The following is a 17,002-nucleotide window of genomic DNA, read 5'->3' on the forward strand; positions in this document are numbered from 1 at the left end:
CCTCATTCGTTCGGTGTGTGGTTGGGGTCGGCGCGCAACTGCACCGCATCATCCAGGTAGAGCAGGGTGCCGTCAAAGCGGATGCCCCGCAGGTCGGCCAGGACGAGGGTCGCCGTGGTGTCGAGTCCGCGCGAGCCGATGCCAACGGTGAGACCGATCTGGGCGGCCTGCGCCGAGGCCACCCCGGCATCGGCGTCTTCAAAGACCACGGCGCGGCGCGGGTCGATTCCCAGCCGTTTTGCGCCAAGGCGATACGGGTCGGCAGCGGGTTTACCGCGCGCAACATCGTCGAAGGTGACCAGGCCATCCGGGCACGGCAGCCCGGCCGCGCGCAGGCGGGCGCGGGCCACGATGGCCACGGCGCTCGTCACGATGGTGAATCTGCCGGCCGGCAAGGCCAGGAGCAGGTCGCGGGCGCCGGGCAGGGCCCGCACGAGCGGTGCCGTCTCGACCTCTTTGAGCATGAGTGCCTGGTCGGCTCGCTGCACGTCGGCGGCCGGCACGAGTTCGGCAATCGTCTCCCGGGCCGGTCGACCGTGAATGATGTCTCGATCGAAGTCGAATCCGGGCGCGTACTCAACGGCCCATTCGTTCCACGCCACGGCTGCGGCTTCGTCGGAGTTGACAAGCACTCCGTCGCAGTCGAACAAGAGCCCGTCAATTCGATAGCTGCCGATCTGCGACGCGAGGCTGGCGGCGGTCACAGTGCGAATTCCGTCTCGTTCGTGTTCGCCAGCAGCACCGGCACTCCGGCCTCGGCGGCGAGGGCGAGTACCGCCTCGCTCACGCCGGTATCGACGACGAGGTGGTCGACCTCGTCGAGTCTGGCGAACTTCACCAGGCCGAATGCTTCCAGGTGGTTGTGGTCGGCGATGAGTACGACCGTGGTGGCGGCATCCATTGCGGCGCGCTTGACAATGGCCGCCTGCGGGCTGGCGGCGAGGAGTTGGCCGCTGGGCGTGAGCCCACTGACGCTGATGAACGCGAGATCCAGGCGAACGTGTTCGAGCGATTCGCGGGCCCACTGCCCGGATTGCGAGTCGTCGACGGGGTCGACGGTGCCGCCGAGGTTGTAGACCGATAGTTCGGCATTGCGGCTCGCCACCAGGGCGACCGGAATCGACGTTGTGACAACCTGCAGGGCGGCCGAGTTTGGCACACACACCGATAGCGCCTCGGCGATGGGACCGGCATCGATGAAGAGGATGCCGCGCTCCGGCAGCAGGGTCGCCGCGAGTGTCGCGACCGGGTGGGCGGCCGGCTCGGGCACCGTCACGCGGTCCAGATCGGCCACCGGGTCGGCCACGCTGATCGCCCCGCCGTGAGCTCGACGCAGCAGGCCGTCGTCTTCGAGGGTGCGCAGGTCCCGCCGAATCGTCTCCTCGGCGACGGCGAGTGACTCAGCGAGTTCGTTCACCTCGACCCGGCCGGCCCCGGCGAGCGCGGCCAAAATACTGGCTCGGCGTTCATCGGCACTGCGGTTCGTGCTCGTTGGATCCGGTTTCATCTGGCTCCCCTATCCTGTCGGCGACTACTTGATCGCGCCCATGGCCAGGCCGGTGACCAGGCGCTTCTGCGCCAGCCAGCCAGCCAAAACCACGGGCAGAACCGCGAGGGTCGATGCTGCCGAGAGTACCGCGAGAAACTGCCCGCGCCCGTCGACAAAGCTGCCGAGGAACGGCGGGGTGGTGCGTGCCATGGTCGAGGTGAGCAGGCTGGCCAGAAAGTATTCGTTCCAGGCGAAGATGAAGCAGATCAGCGCGGCGGCGGCGATGCCGGGCGCGACGATGGGCATGACCACGCGCACGAGTTCGGTGAAGAAATTCGCGCCGTCAATCTGTGCCGCCTCGACGATCTCGAGCGGTACCTCGCTGAAGAATGAGCGCATCATCCAAACAGCCAGCGGCAGGTTCATTCCGACGTAGAGAATGCTCAGGGCCGAGATGTTATCGAGGGCTCCAAAGCTCTGCAGCAGCAGGTAGATCGGAATGATTGCGGCGGCGATCGGCATGAAGCGGGTGGAGATGAAGAAGAACAGGGCGTCGGTCGATTTGATGATCGGGCGAATCGAGAGGCCATAGGCGGCCGGAATGGCCAGCAGAAGCACAATGACGGTGCTCATGACACTCGCGGTGAGCGAGTTGAGCAGATAGACGCCGAACCCGCGGTCGAGCACCTCGGCGAACCGGTCAAGGGAGAGCGCCGTGAAGATGGTCGGTGTTTTCGTCGCCGCGGCGGCCTCGGTCTTGAAGGCCGTGAAGACCATCCAGGCCACCGGAAAGAAGAACCCCAGCGTGACGATCCAGGTGAAAATGGTGAGGGCCGTGCTGGTGGCGCGGTGACGCATCCGCTTGGAACGACGACGCGGTGGGGTCAGGGCGCTTCGTGGGGGTGCTGCGCTGACCTTGGTGGCGGTGGCGGTACTCATGACTTGGCCCCTTCGCTGGAGAAGATCTTGAACAGCAGGCGCAACGCAACGCTCGCCACGATGATGGTGAGCAAAACGGTGATCACGCCATAGGCGGCCGCTTCGCCGATTTCGAGCCCCACGAAGGCTCGTTCGTAGAGCAGGTACGACAGGGTCTTGGTGCCGCCGGTGCCGCGGGTCATGATGGCGATCGGATCGAACACCTGCAACAGCATGATGCCGCCGAGCAGCACGGCAAGCTCGATGTACTGGCGCAGGTGCGGCAGTGTCATGTGTACAAAGCTGCGAATAGGGCCGGCTCCATCAACGGATGCCGCCTCCAGCGTCTCCTTGCTCTGGCTCTGCAGCCCGGCGAGCAGAATGAGCATCATGAAGGGCGTGTACTGCCAGGTAAGCACCATGATCACGGTGAGCGCGGGAAAGTCGGTGTTCCACTGCACGGGGTCAACGCCGAGCACCGACAGGCCCCAGTTGACCATGCCGACGTTCGCGTCGAGCATCGACCACTTAAAGATGAGGGCGGCGGCGGCGGGCATCATGAGGAACGGCGTGATGACGAGTGTGCGGGCCAGGCCCTGACCGAAGAATTTGCGGTTGAGCAGCAGGGCGATGCCGAGACCGAACAGTACGGAGAGCACGATCGACGAGCCGGTGATGACCACGGTCGCCGCCAGCGACTGCATGAAGGCTCCGCCGGTGAAGACGGTCACGTAGTTGTCGAACCCGGCGAAGCCGCGCGAGCCGGGGCGCATCAGGTTCCACCTCTGGAACGAGTAATAGATGGTAACGAGAAAGGGAATCTGCGTCACCAGAATAGCGACGACGATGGCCGGCCAGACCAGGGCGCGGGCCAGGCGGAGAGCCTTCTTCTGGCCGCCGCTCAGCTCGGGTTTCGGGGGGCGACGACGTGTTGTCCGTGACGCGGCCGGGGCCTGGTCTTCGGGTTCAGCCACGGTCCTGATCAAATCTGGCGCGGTCATGTCTGCAGTCTCTTTCTCGTTCTCGGCGTTGAACTGACGAGGGTGGTGGGCGGCGTCTCGTCGACGCCGCCCACGTTCACGGGTGGTGCCTACTTCTGGGCGTCTCCGGCTTGCTGGGCAAGCTCCTGGCCCTTATCGAGAACGTTCTCGACCGTGTCGCGACCGGCGAACACGTCGGCGATGTCCTGCGAGACCTGGTTTCCCAGGTCTTGGAACTCCGGTACGGTGACGTACTGAATGCCGACCCACGGCTGCGGGTTCACACCGGGCTGCGTCGGGTTGACCGCGAGCATGATGTCCTTGGTGATCGGTGCGAAAGAGGATGCCGCGGCGAGATAATTCTCATTCTCATAGGTCGAGGTGCGCGATCCCGGGGGAACGCGTTCCCAGCCGAGGGTGGTGCCGACCAGGTCGATGTACTCGGTGCTGGTGGCCCAGCTCACGAACTGCCAGGCGGCGTCCTGGTTCTTGCTGGTGTTGGGAATGGCGAGGTTCCAGGCCCAGAGCCAACCGGATTCTGCGGTCTCCTTGACCGGGGCGTGCACGTACCCGACCTTGCCGGCGACGGCGGAACCCTCAGCCTCCAGGGGGCCAGCGGCACTCGTGGCGTCGTACCACATGGCCGCGTTGCCCTGCGAGAACAGGTTGAGGCACTCGGTGAAGCCGGTCGAGACGGGGTCGGCTTCGCCGGCATCGTTCACGAGGTCGGTGTAGAACTTTACGGCTTCGGTGAACTCCGGGGAATTGACTTCGGCGTTCCAGTCCTCATCGAACCAGCTGCCGCCGAAGGTCTGCACGACCGTGGTCAACGGCGCAAACAGTTCGCCCCAGCCGGGTTTCCCACGCAGGCAGATGCCGGCAGCGTCGTCGGTCTTGAGGGTGCGCGCGAAGCCGGCGACCTCGTCCCAGGTGGGATTGGTCGGCATCTCGAGGCCGGCCGCGGCGAACATGTCCTTGTTGTACATGAGAAAAGACGACTCGCCATAGAACGGAACAGCGTAGAGGCTGTCATCAACGGTCAGGGCGTCACGCACGGGCGGCAGCAGGTCGTCGACGTTGTAGGCGGTGTCGGCTTCGGCCAGCGGGCCGAGGTCGACGAGCCAGTCGTTCTGGCCCCAGATCGGTACCTCGTAGCTGCCGACGGTGACGATGTCGTACTGGCCGCCCTGGGTCGCGACATCCTTGGTGACGGCGTCGCGAAGGTCGTTTTCCTCCATGGCGACGAAGTTCACGCTGATGTCGGGGTGGGAATCTTCGAAGGCGCCCTTGAGCTCCTCCATGTCCTTCATCTGCGGGTTGTTCACCGTAGCGAGGGTCAGGGTCACTGGGCCGTCGGCCTGTTGTGTGCCGCCGCCGGCTCCGGTGCATCCGGCCAAAAGCACACCCACCGAAGAGAAGGCGACTGCGCGGAGCACAAGCCTTTTCTTCATGGAATAAGACTTCGTCATCTCAAACCTCTTCATCGTCGACACGTCCTTGTGGACTGGTATGAAGCTACTGTGAACCGATTGAGTGGAAAAAGCAACTCAAATTGTGGTTTTGTGATGTTTCTGTGACGAAATATTGCCCGATCATACATATATTCGGTCGCAATACCCACAAAAACGGATGCCACCGGTCGACTGCCGCGCGCCGAATTGCTAGTCTGAGGCCACCGGCCCGATGCCGGTGGCTGCGAGGAGGCAGGCATGTACCCAGCGGAACGACAGGCCGCGATCATCGCGCTCGCGCAGGCCGGCACCGGTGAGATCTTGGTGGCCACCGCCAGCGTCGCGCTCTTGGTCACCGCCGAGACCATTCGCCGTGATCTCGTCGTGCTCGAGCGCCAGGGGGTCCTTCGGCGTCAGCACGGCGGCGCCCGTCTCGTGCAGAGCACCCCATTCGAGATCGCAATGGCCCAGCGCAGGCTGGAGAACGCGCCGCAGAAGCATCGAATCGCCCAGCGGGTGCTGCAGGAGCTGCCCGACGACGGGGTTGTGCTGCTGGACTCCGGCGCACTCACCCTGGTAATCGCATCCGTTTTTCCGGAGGACCGGCGGCTGATCGTCGTGACCAACAATCTGCCCGCGGTGCGGTTGCTCTCCCGAAAGCCCCTCCTCACCGTGCTCGCGCTGCCCGGACGGGTGCGCAGCGTTTCGCAGGGCGCCGTCGACGAGTGGACCCGGGCGCGCATCAGCCAGCTCAACGTGGACGTCGCGTTTGTCGGCGGCAACGGGCTGACCGCCGAGGCCGGGCTCACCACGACGATTCCCGATGAGGCCGAGGTGAAACGAGCCATGATGCTGTCGGGGCGGCGGCGGGTACTCGCGCTGACCTCGAGCAAAATCGGCCAGAACTCGTTCTGCCACGTCGCCGACGCCAACGAATTCGATCTCATTATCACCGACGACGGGATCGACCCCCGTCAGTCCCGCAAGCTGAGCGCCGCCGGCCCCGAGCTCGCAATCGTCTGAGCTGCGGGCATCCGCTCGTGGATTCTGGCGCTCGGGCGGCTTGGCGAGGTGTGAGTCTCGGTCCGTTGAAACGTTCAAATCCGGCCGGGACTCACACCTCGTTGATTCAGGCCAGGGAGCCGTCGACCAGCTTCACGATCATGGAGCAGTCCTTGCCGCCCTCGCCCTGGTCAATCAGGCGCTGAAACAGCTGTTGCACGTGCGTACCGATCTCGAGCGGCGTGTCTGTTGCTGCGGCGGCCGCGACCGCGAGGCCGATGTCCTTGTTGGCGAGCTCGGCCGTGAAGGTCGGCGCGAAGTCACGGTTTACAGCCGCCGATGGCACGACCCCCTTGACCGGATACCAGGTGCGCAGGGCCCAGCTGTCGCCCGACGAAACGGATGCGATATCCCAGAACACCTGCGGGTCCAGTCCCAGCCGATCGGCCAAAACTGCTCCTTCCGACGTTGCGGCCAGATTGATGAACAGCATCAGATTGTTGCAGATCTTCGCGGCCTGGCCGGTCGTGGCACCCCCGGTGGGAATGATGTTCGCGGCCATCGGCTCTATGTAGGCGGTCGCGGCGGTGACGGCATCCGCTTCGCCGCCGATCATGAAGGTGAGCGTGCCGGCTTCAGCACCGGTGATTCCGCCCGAGACGGGAGCGTCGACGAACCGAAAACCGGCTGCGGCGGTCGCATCGTGCAGCGCCTGGGCCGATTCGATGTCGATCGTCGAGGAGTCCACCAGCAGGGTCGTCGTGGCGGCGTGCGCCAGCACGCCATCGTCGCCGAAGTACACGGCACGGGCGTGGTCGCCCTTGGGCAGCATGGTGAAGACCACGTCGGCGCCGGCGACGGCGTCCTTGATACTGATCGCGCGGGTGACGCCGGCGGCCACCGCAGCGTCGAGAGCTTGCGCGTTGAGGTCGAAACCGCGCACGCTGTGCCCGGCCTTCACCAGGTTCGCCGTCATGGGGCCGCCCATGTGGCCCAGCCCAATCCATCCGATTACCGCCATGGCAAAGCTCCTTCGCATAGGTGACGGGCCGCTATGCCCGACAACATCCACGATGGCACAAATTGTCGGCGGGCTGGTCGCCGACCCGAGAGTTTCGGTCGTTGATCTGACTCCGGGCCCACCCTGTGGCCACGGGCCCAGTTTATAGGCTGGGCCCGTGGACGGGGCCCGGGCCCCGTCCGGATCAGTGCACGTACTCCAGCAGATCGGCCCCGACCGCGCGCATTCCGTCGAGCGCGGCGAGTCGGGTCATTAGCTGCGAATCGTCGAACAGCATCGCCACCGCGTAGGTCACGCCAGCACGCGGACCACGCAGGATGCCCACCTCGGCGCGCACGCCGGCATCGGTTCCGGTCTTGTTGACCATGAGCAGCCCGAGGTCACTCTCTCGATGCGTCAGGGGATCGAGCCCGAACGCACTCGCCACCATCGACAGGTCGGAGTTGAGCGAAAGCCAGCCAATCACCCGGCCACTCGTCTCGGCGTCGACGATCTCGCCCCTGGCGAGTGCGGTGAACAGCCAGGTGAGCTCTTTGGCGCTGCCCACCGACAATTGGGGCGCGTCGTCCGGGCCGCGCTTGTTGCGCACCAGGTCGAGCAGGGCCGTGCGGCTCAGCCCGAGACTTTCGGTGCGCGCCCGCACCGCGTGCAGGCCGACGGCCCGAATGAGCACATTGGTCGCTAGGTTGTCGCTCGTGGCGCCCACGAGCGCGGCAAGGTCCGCGACGCTCAGCCGGGAGACCTGGAGGTGCTGCCAAATTCCGGAATTGCCCACGGCGTCGGTGCTCGAGCGTTCGAGCATCGTGGCCAGGCCGAACTCGGCATCCTTCAGCCGAGCGGCCACCTCGATCAGCAGCAGCACCTTGCCCACGCTCGCTGTGGGCATCGAGACGTGGTCGTCGACCGAGAACAGCACCCGCCCGGTCGACAGGTCCGTCGCCCGCGCCGAGACCTGCACGCCGTTGAGGGCCAGTTCACCGAGCGACGCGAAACCACGGGCGAAGTTCTCGGGAGCATCGGTTCCGCGATGTTTGCCACCGGAGGCCGCAGCATGACGGGAATGACCGGCATCACCCGCGTTCAGACCGGCGCGGCGGCCACCGACATTTGCCGACGGGCCAGCATCGCCGCGAGTCGGAAAGTCCACTGTCTGCCCCTTCCTTCCCCGGTGCGGCCACGCACCCGCCATCCCCTGCTCTTTCCAGCAAGGCCCACACTAACCCAGGCGTGTTACCAGATGGTGACGCGCGTCTCGGGGGCGAGGTAGAGGGCATCCGCTTCGGTGACGTCAAAGGCCTCGTAGAACGCCGGAATATTGCTGACGATCTGGTTGCAGCGAAACTCGTTCGGCGAGTGCGGGTCGATAGCCAGCAAGCGGATGGCCTCGGCGTCGCGCAGCTTCATCTGCCAGGCCTGGGCCCAGGAGAGGAAGAACCGCATTTGCCCGGTGAGTCCGTCGATGACCGGCGACTCCTCGCCGCCCAGCGAGAGCAGGTAAGCCTTCCAGGCGATGGAGAGGCCGCCGAGGTCGCCGATGTTCTCGCCGATCGTGAGCGCACCGTTCACGGTGTTTCCCGGGATGGCTTGCGGTTCGAGGCCCTCGAACTGGGCGATCAGCGCGGTCGTGCGCGTTTCGAACGCCGCCTTGTCGTCGGCGGTCCACCAGTCGATGAGACGGCCGTCACCGTCGTACTTGGAGCCCTGGTCGTCGAAGCCGTGGCCGATCTCGTGGCCGATGACCGCACCGATCGCGCCGTAGTTGGCGGCCGGGTCGCGGGTCTCGTCGAAGAACGGAAACTGCAAAATAGCGGCCGGAAAGACGATCTCGTTAAATCCGGGGTTGTAATAGGCGTTGATGGTCTGCGGGGTCATGAACCATTCGTCGCGATCGAGCGGCTTGCCGATCTTGCCGAGCTCGCGCTGAAACTCGAACTCACCGGCGGCCTTGACGTTGCTGATCAGGTCGCCGGCGGTGATCTGAAGGCTCGAGTAGTCGCGCCATTTCACCGGGTAGCCGATCTTTGGCGTGAATTTGCGCAGCTTCTCGAGGGCGCGCGTGCGGGTCTCCTCGGTCATCCAGTCGAGGGTGCTGATGCTGTTCTCGTAGGCCGTGACGAGGTTGGCCACGAGCACGTCCATGCTCTCCTTGGCGCTCGGCTTGAAGTGGCGCTGCACGTAGATGCGGCCGACGGCCTCGCCGAGGGCTCCCTCAACGAGTGAGACGCCGCGCTTCCACCGGTCGCGCAGCTGCGGGGTGCCGCTCAGGGTACGCCCGTAGAAGTCGAAATTCGCCTCCACGAATTCACCCGACAGATAGGCGGCACTCGAGCGGATGACCTGCCAGCGCAGCCAGTCCTGCCACGACTCCAGGCGGTCATCGGTCAGGGTCTCGGCGAGCCCAGCGATGAAGCTCGGCTCCCGCACGACGACCTCGTCGAAGGCGCCGACCGGGGCGTCGAGGCCGTCCAGCCACAGGTCAACGTCGGCGCCGGCGGCGAGCGCCGAGACCTGGCCCCAGGTGCGCAGGTTGTAGGTTTTCTCGCTGTCGCGGGTGCTGACTTTGTCCCAGTGGTGCGCGGCGAGTTCGGTTTCGAGGGCGAACACCCGCCCGGCCCGTGCGGCGGCGTCTGCGAAACCGGCGAGGGTGAACATCCGCTCAAGAAACTCTTGATACTTCGTTCGAATCTCGGCGAATTTTTCTTCGCGGTAGTACGACTCGTCTGGCAGGCCGATCCCGCCCTGCGCGATGAAGACCAGGTAGCGTTCGGGGTTGCCCGGGTCGTTGTCGACGTAGAGGTGGAAGGCTCCGGCGATGCCACCGCGCTCGAGGCGGCCGAGGGTCGCGAGCAGCTCGGAGATGGTGGTGACCGCGTCGACCTCTGCAAGGTCATTCTGCAGCGGGGTGGCGCCGAGGGCTTCGATGCGTTCTTCGTCGAGGAAGCTCGTGTAGAGGTCGCCGAACTTGCGCTCGAGGCCGCCGGCTGGGGCGGACTGCGCCTCGACGATGATCTCGCGCACCGCTTTCTCTGCGTCTTCGGCGAGCATCATGAAGGAGCCCCAGCGGGCCTTGTCGGCGGGGATCTCGCTGCGCGCGATCCACTTGCCGTTCACGTGCCGAAAGAGGTCGTCTTGCGGTCGCACCTCCGGGTCGAGTTCGTCTCTGTTGATTCCGGATGCAGTCGCCAGCTCAGTCATGGTCCCAGCCTATCCGGGGCCGGTGACAGGTGGCCGTGTGGGGGGCTCGTTTCGATCTGGCATGGCCGCGCCCGATATCGGTAGCCGCTACGGTAATGGGCGTAGCGCGCACCCATCTGGGGCGCGGTCCTGCAGACGCGGCCGCCTACAGCGCCTTGAGTTCCTCGGTCACCTGGGCGACGGATTTCTTGGCGTCGCCGAAGAGCATGGTGGTGTTCTCGCCGAAGAACAGGGGGTTCTCGATGCCGGCGAAGCCCGAACTCATCGAGCGTTTGAGCACGATGACCGACCGGGACTCGGTCACGTTGAGCACGGGCATGCCGAAGATGGGCGAGTTGGGGTCGGTACGGGCGGCGGGGTTGGTGACGTCGTTGGCGCCGATGACAATGGTGACGTCGGTGCGCGAGAACTCGCCGTTGATGTCGTCCATCTCCTTCATTGCGTCGTAGGAGACGTCGGCTTCGGCCAGGAGCACGTTCATGTGGCCTGGCATGCGCCCAGCCACCGGGTGGATCGCGTACTTGACCTCGATCCCGCGCGCCTCGAGTACCTTGGCCATGTCCTTCACGGCGTGCTGGGCCTGGGCGACGGCGAGCCCGTAGCCGGGCACGACGATGACCTGGTTGGCGTAGGCGAGCTTGATGGCGGCATCCGCTGCGGAGGTGGACTTGGCGATCTGGTCGCCACTACTGGCCGCCCCAGCGCCCTGGGTACCGCCGCCGCCGAACCCGCCGGCGACGATCGAGAGGATCGATCGGTTCATGGCCTTGGCCATGAGGTTGGTGAGGATGGTGCCCGACGCCCCCACGATCATGCCGGCGACGATCATCGCGATGTTGTTCAGCGCGAGCCCCGCCGCCGCCGCCGACAGACCGGTGAGCGCGTTGAGCAGGGAGATGACGACGGGCATGTCGGCGCCGCCGATCGGGAGCACGGTGGTGACTCCGAGGATGCCAGCCAAGACGAGGATCGCAACGAACCAGACCGGGTTGGCGCCGGTGTCGACCGAGCCGATGCCAACGATGACGGCTGCGACGATCGAGCCGAGGAACAGGATCGCGTTGAGCGGCTGTTGCAACCGGCCGACCGACAGCGGATGCCCGGGCAGAATCTGCTGCAGTTTCATGAACGCGATGATCGAGCCCCAAAACGACAGAGAACCGATGATCGCCGCGAACAGCGAAGCGATAACCAGCGGAAGGACCGGGCCGGAGGCGACGTGCAGGCCGGTGAAGCCGTCGCTTTCAATGAACTCGCCCCAGGCGATCAGGGCGACAGTTCCGCCGCCAACGCCGTTGAACAGGGCGACCAGCTGCGGGACCGCCGTCATTTTTACCTTGCGGGCCGGCGGAATGCCGATGATCACGCCCACGATGAGGGCGATAATGATGATCAGCCAGCTGCTGGTCTCGCGAATGTGGATCAGGGTCGCCACGAAGGCAACGGCCATGCCCGCCGCGGCGATCTTATTGCCGCGCACGGCAGATCTCGGGGCGGTCAGGCCGGACAATCCGAGGATGAACATCGCGAAAGCGAGAATATAGAGGGCGTAGACGAGGATATCCATGGTCAGTTCTTCCCGTCGGTTGCGCTCGTGGTGTTGGTGTTCACGGGGCGGGTCTTGAACATCGCGAGCATGCGGTCGGTCACGACGAACCCGCCAATGACATTTACGGTTCCGAACACAATCGCCACGAACGAGATGATCTGCAGCGGCAGGCCTGGGTTCTCGGCCGTGCCGAGCACCACGAGGGCGCCGAGCACGACGATGCCGTGAATGGCGTTGGTGCCCGACATCAGCGGGGTGTGCAGGGTGTTGGGCACCTTGGAGATCACGGCGAAGCCGATGAAACCCGAGAGTACGAGAATGGCGATGTTCGCCAGAAAGCCGGTGTAGTCCATGGGTCAGATCCTGTTCGAGGCCGAGGCGCGCGTGACGCAGGAAAGCGCCACCACGTCGTCGGAATAGTCGGGGTTGAGTCGGCCATCCCGCACGAGCAACTCGAGCAGGGCGGTGAGGTTCTTCGAGTAGAGCTCGCTCGCATGCTCTGGCATCGTCGAGGGCAGGTTCAGCGGGGACGCAATGGTGACGCCGCCGACAATTACGGTCTCACCGGGCACGGTCAGCTCGCAGTTGCCGCCGGTCTCGCCCGCCATGTCGATGACGACACTGCCGGCTTTCATGCCGTACACGGCCGCGGCGGTCACCAGCCGCGGCGCCGGGCGCCCCGGCACGAGGGCGGTCGTGATCACGACATCGAACGTAGAAATCGCCGTCTCGAGCGCGGCCTGCTGCTCGGCACGTTCGTCGTCGGTGAGTTCGCGGGCATAACCGCCGTCACCGGCGGCATCGATGCCAACCTCGAGCCACTGGGCTCCCACCGACCGCACCTGATCGGCGACCTCCGGCCGCACGTCGTAGCCGGTTGCGCGTCCGCCGAGCCGTTTGGCGGTCGCGAGTGCCTGCAGCCCGGCGACACCGACGCCGAGCACGAGCACACTCGCCGGCTTGACGGTGCCAGCCGCGGTGGTCAGCATCGGAAAGAACCGGGTCGACAGCGACGCAGCGAGGATGACCGACTTGTAGCCGGCGACATTCGCCTGCGACGAGAGCGCGTCCATCACCTGGGCCCGCGAGATACGCGGGATTGCCTCCACCGCGTAACCGACGATGCCAGCATTTTGCAGTGCAGCAATCTTATTGTCCGCGTTGCGTGGCGCGAGAAACCCGATCAGGGTCGTGCCCGCCGCCAGGCGGGCGATCTCGGCATCGGTAGGCGGGGCCACCTTGAGCACGATGTCGGCGCTCCACGCGTCGCCGATGGTGGCGCCGGCGGCGAGATAGAGATCATCACCCATGAGGGCTTCCACTCCGGCGCCGGCCTCGACCACGACGTCGAAGCCCTTCGCGACGAGGGAGGCGACGGCGCGGGGCACGAGGGCAACGCGCCGCTCATCCGCCCCACTCTCACGAACGACGCCGATGCGGGGCGCCTCGGGGGGTAGCTGGGGATCGGGCATTGTAGAGAGCCTTTCAAAGCGATCAGGAAGTCAGCACGCTCATCAATGAGGTGGCAAACCTCCCTACGGGGAGGGGGCACTCGAGGCTGGGAATGATGTCCCCGGCGCGGCGGAGTGTGCCCGGGACAGCCACGGTCAGCAGCAGTTCCTTGCACGAACATATCCAAATGGAGCGTGACATGCGCCCGTTTTGAGTGCGCCGCGCATGAAAGATTCGACATTCTTAACAATTACGTCGATGTCGGGCTGACATTAGCCGTCTCCGTAACGTGCGCCGTCGGCATCCGTCGGTGTTGCCCACCGGAGGAGCGCGGGGCGTGAGCGCGGTGAACGACAGCCCGTAGAGTCGAAACATCAATATCTTTCGCACCCAGCCCATCGACCGGGACATTCTGCGGCTCGCCGTACCCGCACTCGGCGCGCTCGTGGCCGAGCCGCTGTTTCTGCTGGCCGATTCCGCCATGGTCGGGCACCTTGGCACCACGCCGTTGGCCGGTCTCGGCCTGGCGAGCGCTGTGCTGCAGACCATCATTGGCCTGATGGTCTTTTTGGCCTACAGCACCACCCCTGCGGTGGCCCGCTGGCTCGGGGCCGGCGACAGCCGCAGGGCGGTGTCGGTCGGCATCGACGGGCTCTGGCTCGCCCTCGGTCTCGGTCTCGTGCTCGCAGCCTTCGGCCTGCTCGCCACCCCGGCGCTCGTCGGCGCGTTCGGCGCCGAAACCGCCGTGACAGCGGATGCCGCCACCTACCTCGGCATCTCCATGCTGGGCCTGCCCGCCATGCTGTTGGTGTTCGCGGCGACCGGCCTGCTTCGCGGTCTGCAGGACACCCGCACCCCGCTCTACGTGGCCGGGGTCGGTTTCGGAGCGAATATCGCGCTCAACTACGTCTTCATCTACCTGCTCGGCTGGGGCATCGCCGGATCGGCCGTTGGCACCGTCGTGGCCCAGTGGGGCATGGTCGCCGTCTACCTCGTCGTGGTCGCCCGGCACGCCCGCCGCCACAGCGCCCCGCTGCGCCCGCACCGGGCCGGGCTGCTGCTCGGCGCCAAGAGCGGCGGCTGGCTGTTCGTGCGCACGCTGAGCCTTCGCGCCGCCATGCTGCTCGCGGTGTTCGTTGCCGCCCAGCTCGGCTCGCCCGAACTCGCCGCGTTTCAGATCGCGATGACCCTGTTCGCGACGCTCGCCTTCGCCCTCGACGCTCTCGCGATCGCCGCCCAAGCCCTCGTCGGACGCGGACTCGGCGCGGGGGACGTGCCGCAGGTGCGCGCGGTGCTCCGGCGCTGCCTGGAGTGGGGCCTGCTGGCCGGCCTCGTGCTCGCCGTCGTCGTGATCGGCACAAGCGGGGTTCTCGGGCACGCGTTCACGAACTCTGACGCGGTGACCCGGCTGCTGCCGCCGACCCTGATCGTGCTGGGGGCATCCGTTCCCCTCGGCGCGGTCGTGTTCGTGCTCGACGGTGTGCTGATCGGAGCCGGCGATGCCCGATACCTGGCCCTGACCGGGCTGCTCAACCTCATCGTGTTCGTTCCGCTCGCCGTCGCCGTGCTGCGGTGGGCGCCGGCGGGCTCTTCCGGACTCGCGCTGCTCATGGCCGCGTTTGCCCTCGGCTACCTCGGAGCCCGGGCAGTGACGCTGAGCCTGCGCGCCCGCAGCCTGGCCTGGATGGTCGTCGGCGCCCGCTAACTCCCCGCGGGTGCGCGCCCCGAGGCTGCTCGCGCGCCCGATCCGCTAGGCCGCCACCACCTCAGCGGATGCGACGGTGCACCGACTGCGGCGCGAGATAGGCCTTCAGACCCTCCGGCCCGAACTCGGCGCCGAGGCCAGAATCGTGCCGACCGGCGAACGGCGCAGCGTGATTAGAGGCGAAGAAGCCCAGGCCCACCGAACCGGTGTCGAGACGCCCGGCGATCCTGAATGCGCGTTCAGGATCCCCGGAGAAGATCGTGCCGCCGAGCCCGAACGCGGTGTTGTTGGCGAGTTCAATACCCTCGTCGAGCGAGGAGTAGCGAAGGATCGACAGTACCGGGCCGAAGATCTCTTCCCTGGCGATGCGCATGCCAGGCGTCACATCGGCGAACACCGTGGGTTTCACGAAGAACCCCCGATCAAAGCCGCTCGAAACGTCACCGCCGGTCGTGGCGCGGGCGCCCTCGGCCACGCCGCTGCGAATGTACTCCCGCACGGTCTGCTCCTGCGCGCGCGTGGCGGCAGGCCCGAACACGGTGTCTGGCTGCATCGGGTCGCCCTGTTTGGCGGCAGCGATGGTGGCGGTGACCATGTCGACGAGCTCGTCGTAGCGCTGCGCCGGAGCGAGAATGCGGGTCGAGATGTAGCAGGTTTGGCCGGTGTTACGCATGCAGGTTCTGATGAGAACCTGCGACAGGGCGTCTAGGTCAACGTCGGGCAGCACGAGCGCCGACGATTTTCCCCCCAGTTCGAGCGTGACCGGTCGCAGCAGCTGACCGCAGGCCCCGGCGATCGTTCGGCCGACCGGAGTCGACCCCGTGAACGCCACCTTGTCGATGCCGGGATGTTTGACCAGGGCATCGCCAAAGGAGCCGGGCCCGGTGACGAGGTTGATCACCCCGGCCGGAATGCCCGCCGCCCGCGCCGCGTCGATGATGAGTCGCACCGACAGCGGCGTCGGCGAGGCCGGCTTGATCACGACGGTGCAGCCGGCCATGAGTGCCGGCGCGAGCTTGGCAACGACGAGGTTGATCGGAAAGTTCCACGGCGCGATCAGAGCGCAGACCCCGATCGGGTCCTGCCGCACCACTGTTTCGCCCGATCCGTCGGGAAACGGCCGAATATCGGGTGTTTCGAGCAGACCCGCGAGCGAGGCGAAGTAGCGAAAGATCGAGGCGGCGTTGCCGGCGGCGCGCGAGGATTCCGCCACCGGCGACCCGTTCTCCCAGGTGTTGGTGTGCGAGATGGCCTCCGCGCGCTTCTCGACCTCGTCGGCCAGGCGCAGTAGAAAGCCGGCACGCTCTGTGGGAGTGAGGTCGCGCCATCCGTTTGCGTGGCCCGCACCGGTGAAGGCTCGGCGGGCAGCCGCGACGGCCCGGTCGAGGTCGGCGACGGATGCCTGCGGCACCGACCCCCAGACCTCTTGCGTCGCCGGGTTGGTCACCAGGGTGCGGCCGGTGCCGGTGGCAGGCGACCAGTCCCCCTCGATGAAGACGTCGTCGGTGTGCTGGTAGGGCAGGTTCGCGGTCACGGGAAGAGCGACCAGACTGCTCATGCGCCGCTGCCATCGAGCGCGGGGGCGACGACGCCGGTGGCCAGCACGTCTGTTTGCAGCAGGGCTTCGGCGCGTTCGAGCTCGGCGAGGGCCATCTCGTGGGCGGCCGCGGTGATCAGCTCGGGAATAATATCGGTGCGCAGGCGTCGGCAGTAGGCCGAGGGCTCCTGGCCGAACCAGCCCGAGGCGAGCGCGATGCCGGTGGTGGTGAAGCGCCACAGACGATCAGCGTCGCGCACCAGGGAATCCTCGATCGAATAGCTCTCTGCGCGGGTGTCATGGCCGTCGATGATGTCGGTCACCCTGGCCACGAAATCCGGGTCGTAGCCAAGGGCGGGCAGTACCTCGCGGGCGATCTCGCAGCCCTTGACCTCGTGTTCATAGCGGATATCGGCCTGGCGCCAGTTGGCGCCGAAACCCTCCGAGATGATCTTGGTCTCATCGACCCTGGCCCAGCCGGTGTCGTGCAGCAGAATGGCCACGCGCACGACGAGGGCGTCGGCCTCGGGGTAGGCCAGGCAGAGTCGCTCGGCGAACGCGAACGAGATCGGTATGTGAATGTCGTTCGAGCGTGATCGCATCTCGGGGCGCACCGCCCGCCACAGTGCGTTGAGGTCGATTGAGGTCACGCCCACCGCGATCGGTGAGGTGTCGACGAGTTCTTCGGTCTGCAGGGTCATGA

The 17,002-nt window shown here is 66.1% G+C and carries 15 protein-coding genes; 2 read left to right on the forward strand and 13 right to left on the reverse strand.

Annotation, left to right across the window (positions count from 1 at the left end; all coding sequences use genetic code 11):
• Positions 1–2: 2 nt before the first annotated feature.
• The 5 genes from QMK31_RS16675 to QMK31_RS16695 form a co-directional block, all read right to left on the reverse strand.
• Complete coding sequence (locus QMK31_RS16675; RefSeq protein ID WP_283502071.1) at positions 3–704, reverse strand: HAD-IA family hydrolase; 702 nt, start codon at positions 702–704, stop codon at positions 3–5.
• A complete protein-coding gene (locus QMK31_RS16680; protein WP_283502072.1) occupies positions 701–1,507 on the reverse strand; it encodes a DeoR/GlpR family DNA-binding transcription regulator in 807 nt (268 codons plus the stop codon). The genes QMK31_RS16675 and QMK31_RS16680 overlap by 4 nt, the downstream gene beginning before the upstream one ends.
• Positions 1,508–1,531: 24 nt before the next feature.
• The gene (locus QMK31_RS16685; protein ID WP_283502073.1) at positions 1,532–2,428 is read right to left on the reverse strand and encodes a carbohydrate ABC transporter permease; all 897 of its coding nucleotides are present in this window, start codon (positions 2,426–2,428) and stop codon (positions 1,532–1,534) included.
• Positions 2,425–3,408 (reverse strand): carbohydrate ABC transporter permease, encoded by a 984-nt coding sequence (locus QMK31_RS16690; protein WP_283502074.1) that lies wholly within the window; start codon positions 3,406–3,408, stop codon positions 2,425–2,427. The genes QMK31_RS16685 and QMK31_RS16690 overlap by 4 nt, the downstream gene beginning before the upstream one ends.
• Before the next feature lie 89 nt (positions 3,409–3,497).
• Positions 3,498–4,838 (reverse strand): ABC transporter substrate-binding protein, encoded by a 1,341-nt coding sequence (locus QMK31_RS16695; protein WP_283502075.1) that lies wholly within the window; start codon positions 4,836–4,838, stop codon positions 3,498–3,500.
• A gap of 258 nt (positions 4,839–5,096) precedes the next feature.
• Between QMK31_RS16695 and QMK31_RS16700 the strand changes: the two genes are divergently transcribed.
• The gene (locus QMK31_RS16700; protein ID WP_283502076.1) at positions 5,097–5,861 is read left to right on the forward strand and encodes a DeoR/GlpR family DNA-binding transcription regulator; all 765 of its coding nucleotides are present in this window, start codon (positions 5,097–5,099) and stop codon (positions 5,859–5,861) included.
• Positions 5,862–5,967: 106 nt separating this feature from the next.
• On the opposite strand, the gene mmsB is transcribed toward QMK31_RS16700, so the two are convergent.
• From mmsB to QMK31_RS16730, 6 genes are all read right to left on the reverse strand, one after another.
• A complete protein-coding gene (gene mmsB / locus QMK31_RS16705; protein ID WP_283502077.1) occupies positions 5,968–6,861 on the reverse strand; it encodes a 3-hydroxyisobutyrate dehydrogenase in 894 nt (297 codons plus the stop codon).
• Positions 6,862–7,045: 184 nt separating this feature from the next.
• Complete coding sequence (locus QMK31_RS16710) at positions 7,046–7,945, reverse strand: serine hydrolase (protein WP_502853486.1); 900 nt, start codon at positions 7,943–7,945, stop codon at positions 7,046–7,048.
• Between the two features lie 146 nt (positions 7,946–8,091).
• Complete coding sequence (locus tag QMK31_RS16715) at positions 8,092–10,056, reverse strand: M13 family metallopeptidase (RefSeq protein WP_283502079.1); 1,965 nt, start codon at positions 10,054–10,056, stop codon at positions 8,092–8,094.
• Positions 10,057–10,201: 145 nt separating this feature from the next.
• A complete protein-coding gene (locus QMK31_RS16720) occupies positions 10,202–11,623 on the reverse strand; it encodes an NAD(P)(+) transhydrogenase (Re/Si-specific) subunit beta (protein ID WP_283502080.1) in 1,422 nt (473 codons plus the stop codon).
• A gap of 2 nt (positions 11,624–11,625) precedes the next feature.
• Positions 11,626–11,958, reverse strand: a complete 333-nt coding sequence (locus QMK31_RS16725) for an NAD(P) transhydrogenase subunit alpha part 2 (protein ID WP_283502081.1) — start codon at positions 11,956–11,958, stop codon at positions 11,626–11,628.
• Between the two features lie 3 nt (positions 11,959–11,961).
• Entirely contained in the window at positions 11,962–13,077 is a 1,116-nt protein-coding gene (locus QMK31_RS16730; protein ID WP_283502082.1) for an NAD(P) transhydrogenase subunit alpha, read from the reverse strand.
• A gap of 359 nt (positions 13,078–13,436) precedes the next feature.
• Between QMK31_RS16730 and QMK31_RS16735 the strand changes: the two genes are divergently transcribed.
• Positions 13,437–14,762 carry an MATE family efflux transporter gene (locus tag QMK31_RS16735; RefSeq protein ID WP_283502149.1) on the forward strand — a complete coding sequence of 442 codons (1,326 nt, stop codon included), beginning with the start codon at positions 13,437–13,439 and terminating at the stop codon, positions 14,760–14,762.
• 61 nt (positions 14,763–14,823) lie between these two features.
• On the opposite strand, the gene QMK31_RS16740 is transcribed toward QMK31_RS16735, so the two are convergent.
• Entirely contained in the window at positions 14,824–16,320 is a 1,497-nt protein-coding gene (locus QMK31_RS16740) for an aldehyde dehydrogenase family protein (RefSeq protein ID WP_283502083.1), read from the reverse strand.
• Positions 16,317–17,000, reverse strand: coding sequence for an HD domain-containing protein (locus tag QMK31_RS16745; protein WP_283502084.1), 684 nt, complete (start codon positions 16,998–17,000; stop codon positions 16,317–16,319). Before QMK31_RS16745 ends, QMK31_RS16740 begins: the two co-directional genes overlap by 4 nt.
• Positions 17,001–17,002: the final 2 nt, after the last annotated feature.

It is taken from the genome of Cryobacterium sp. PH31-O1 (genome assembly GCF_030063455.1).
Classification (GTDB): domain Bacteria; phylum Actinomycetota; class Actinomycetes; order Actinomycetales; family Microbacteriaceae; genus Cryobacterium.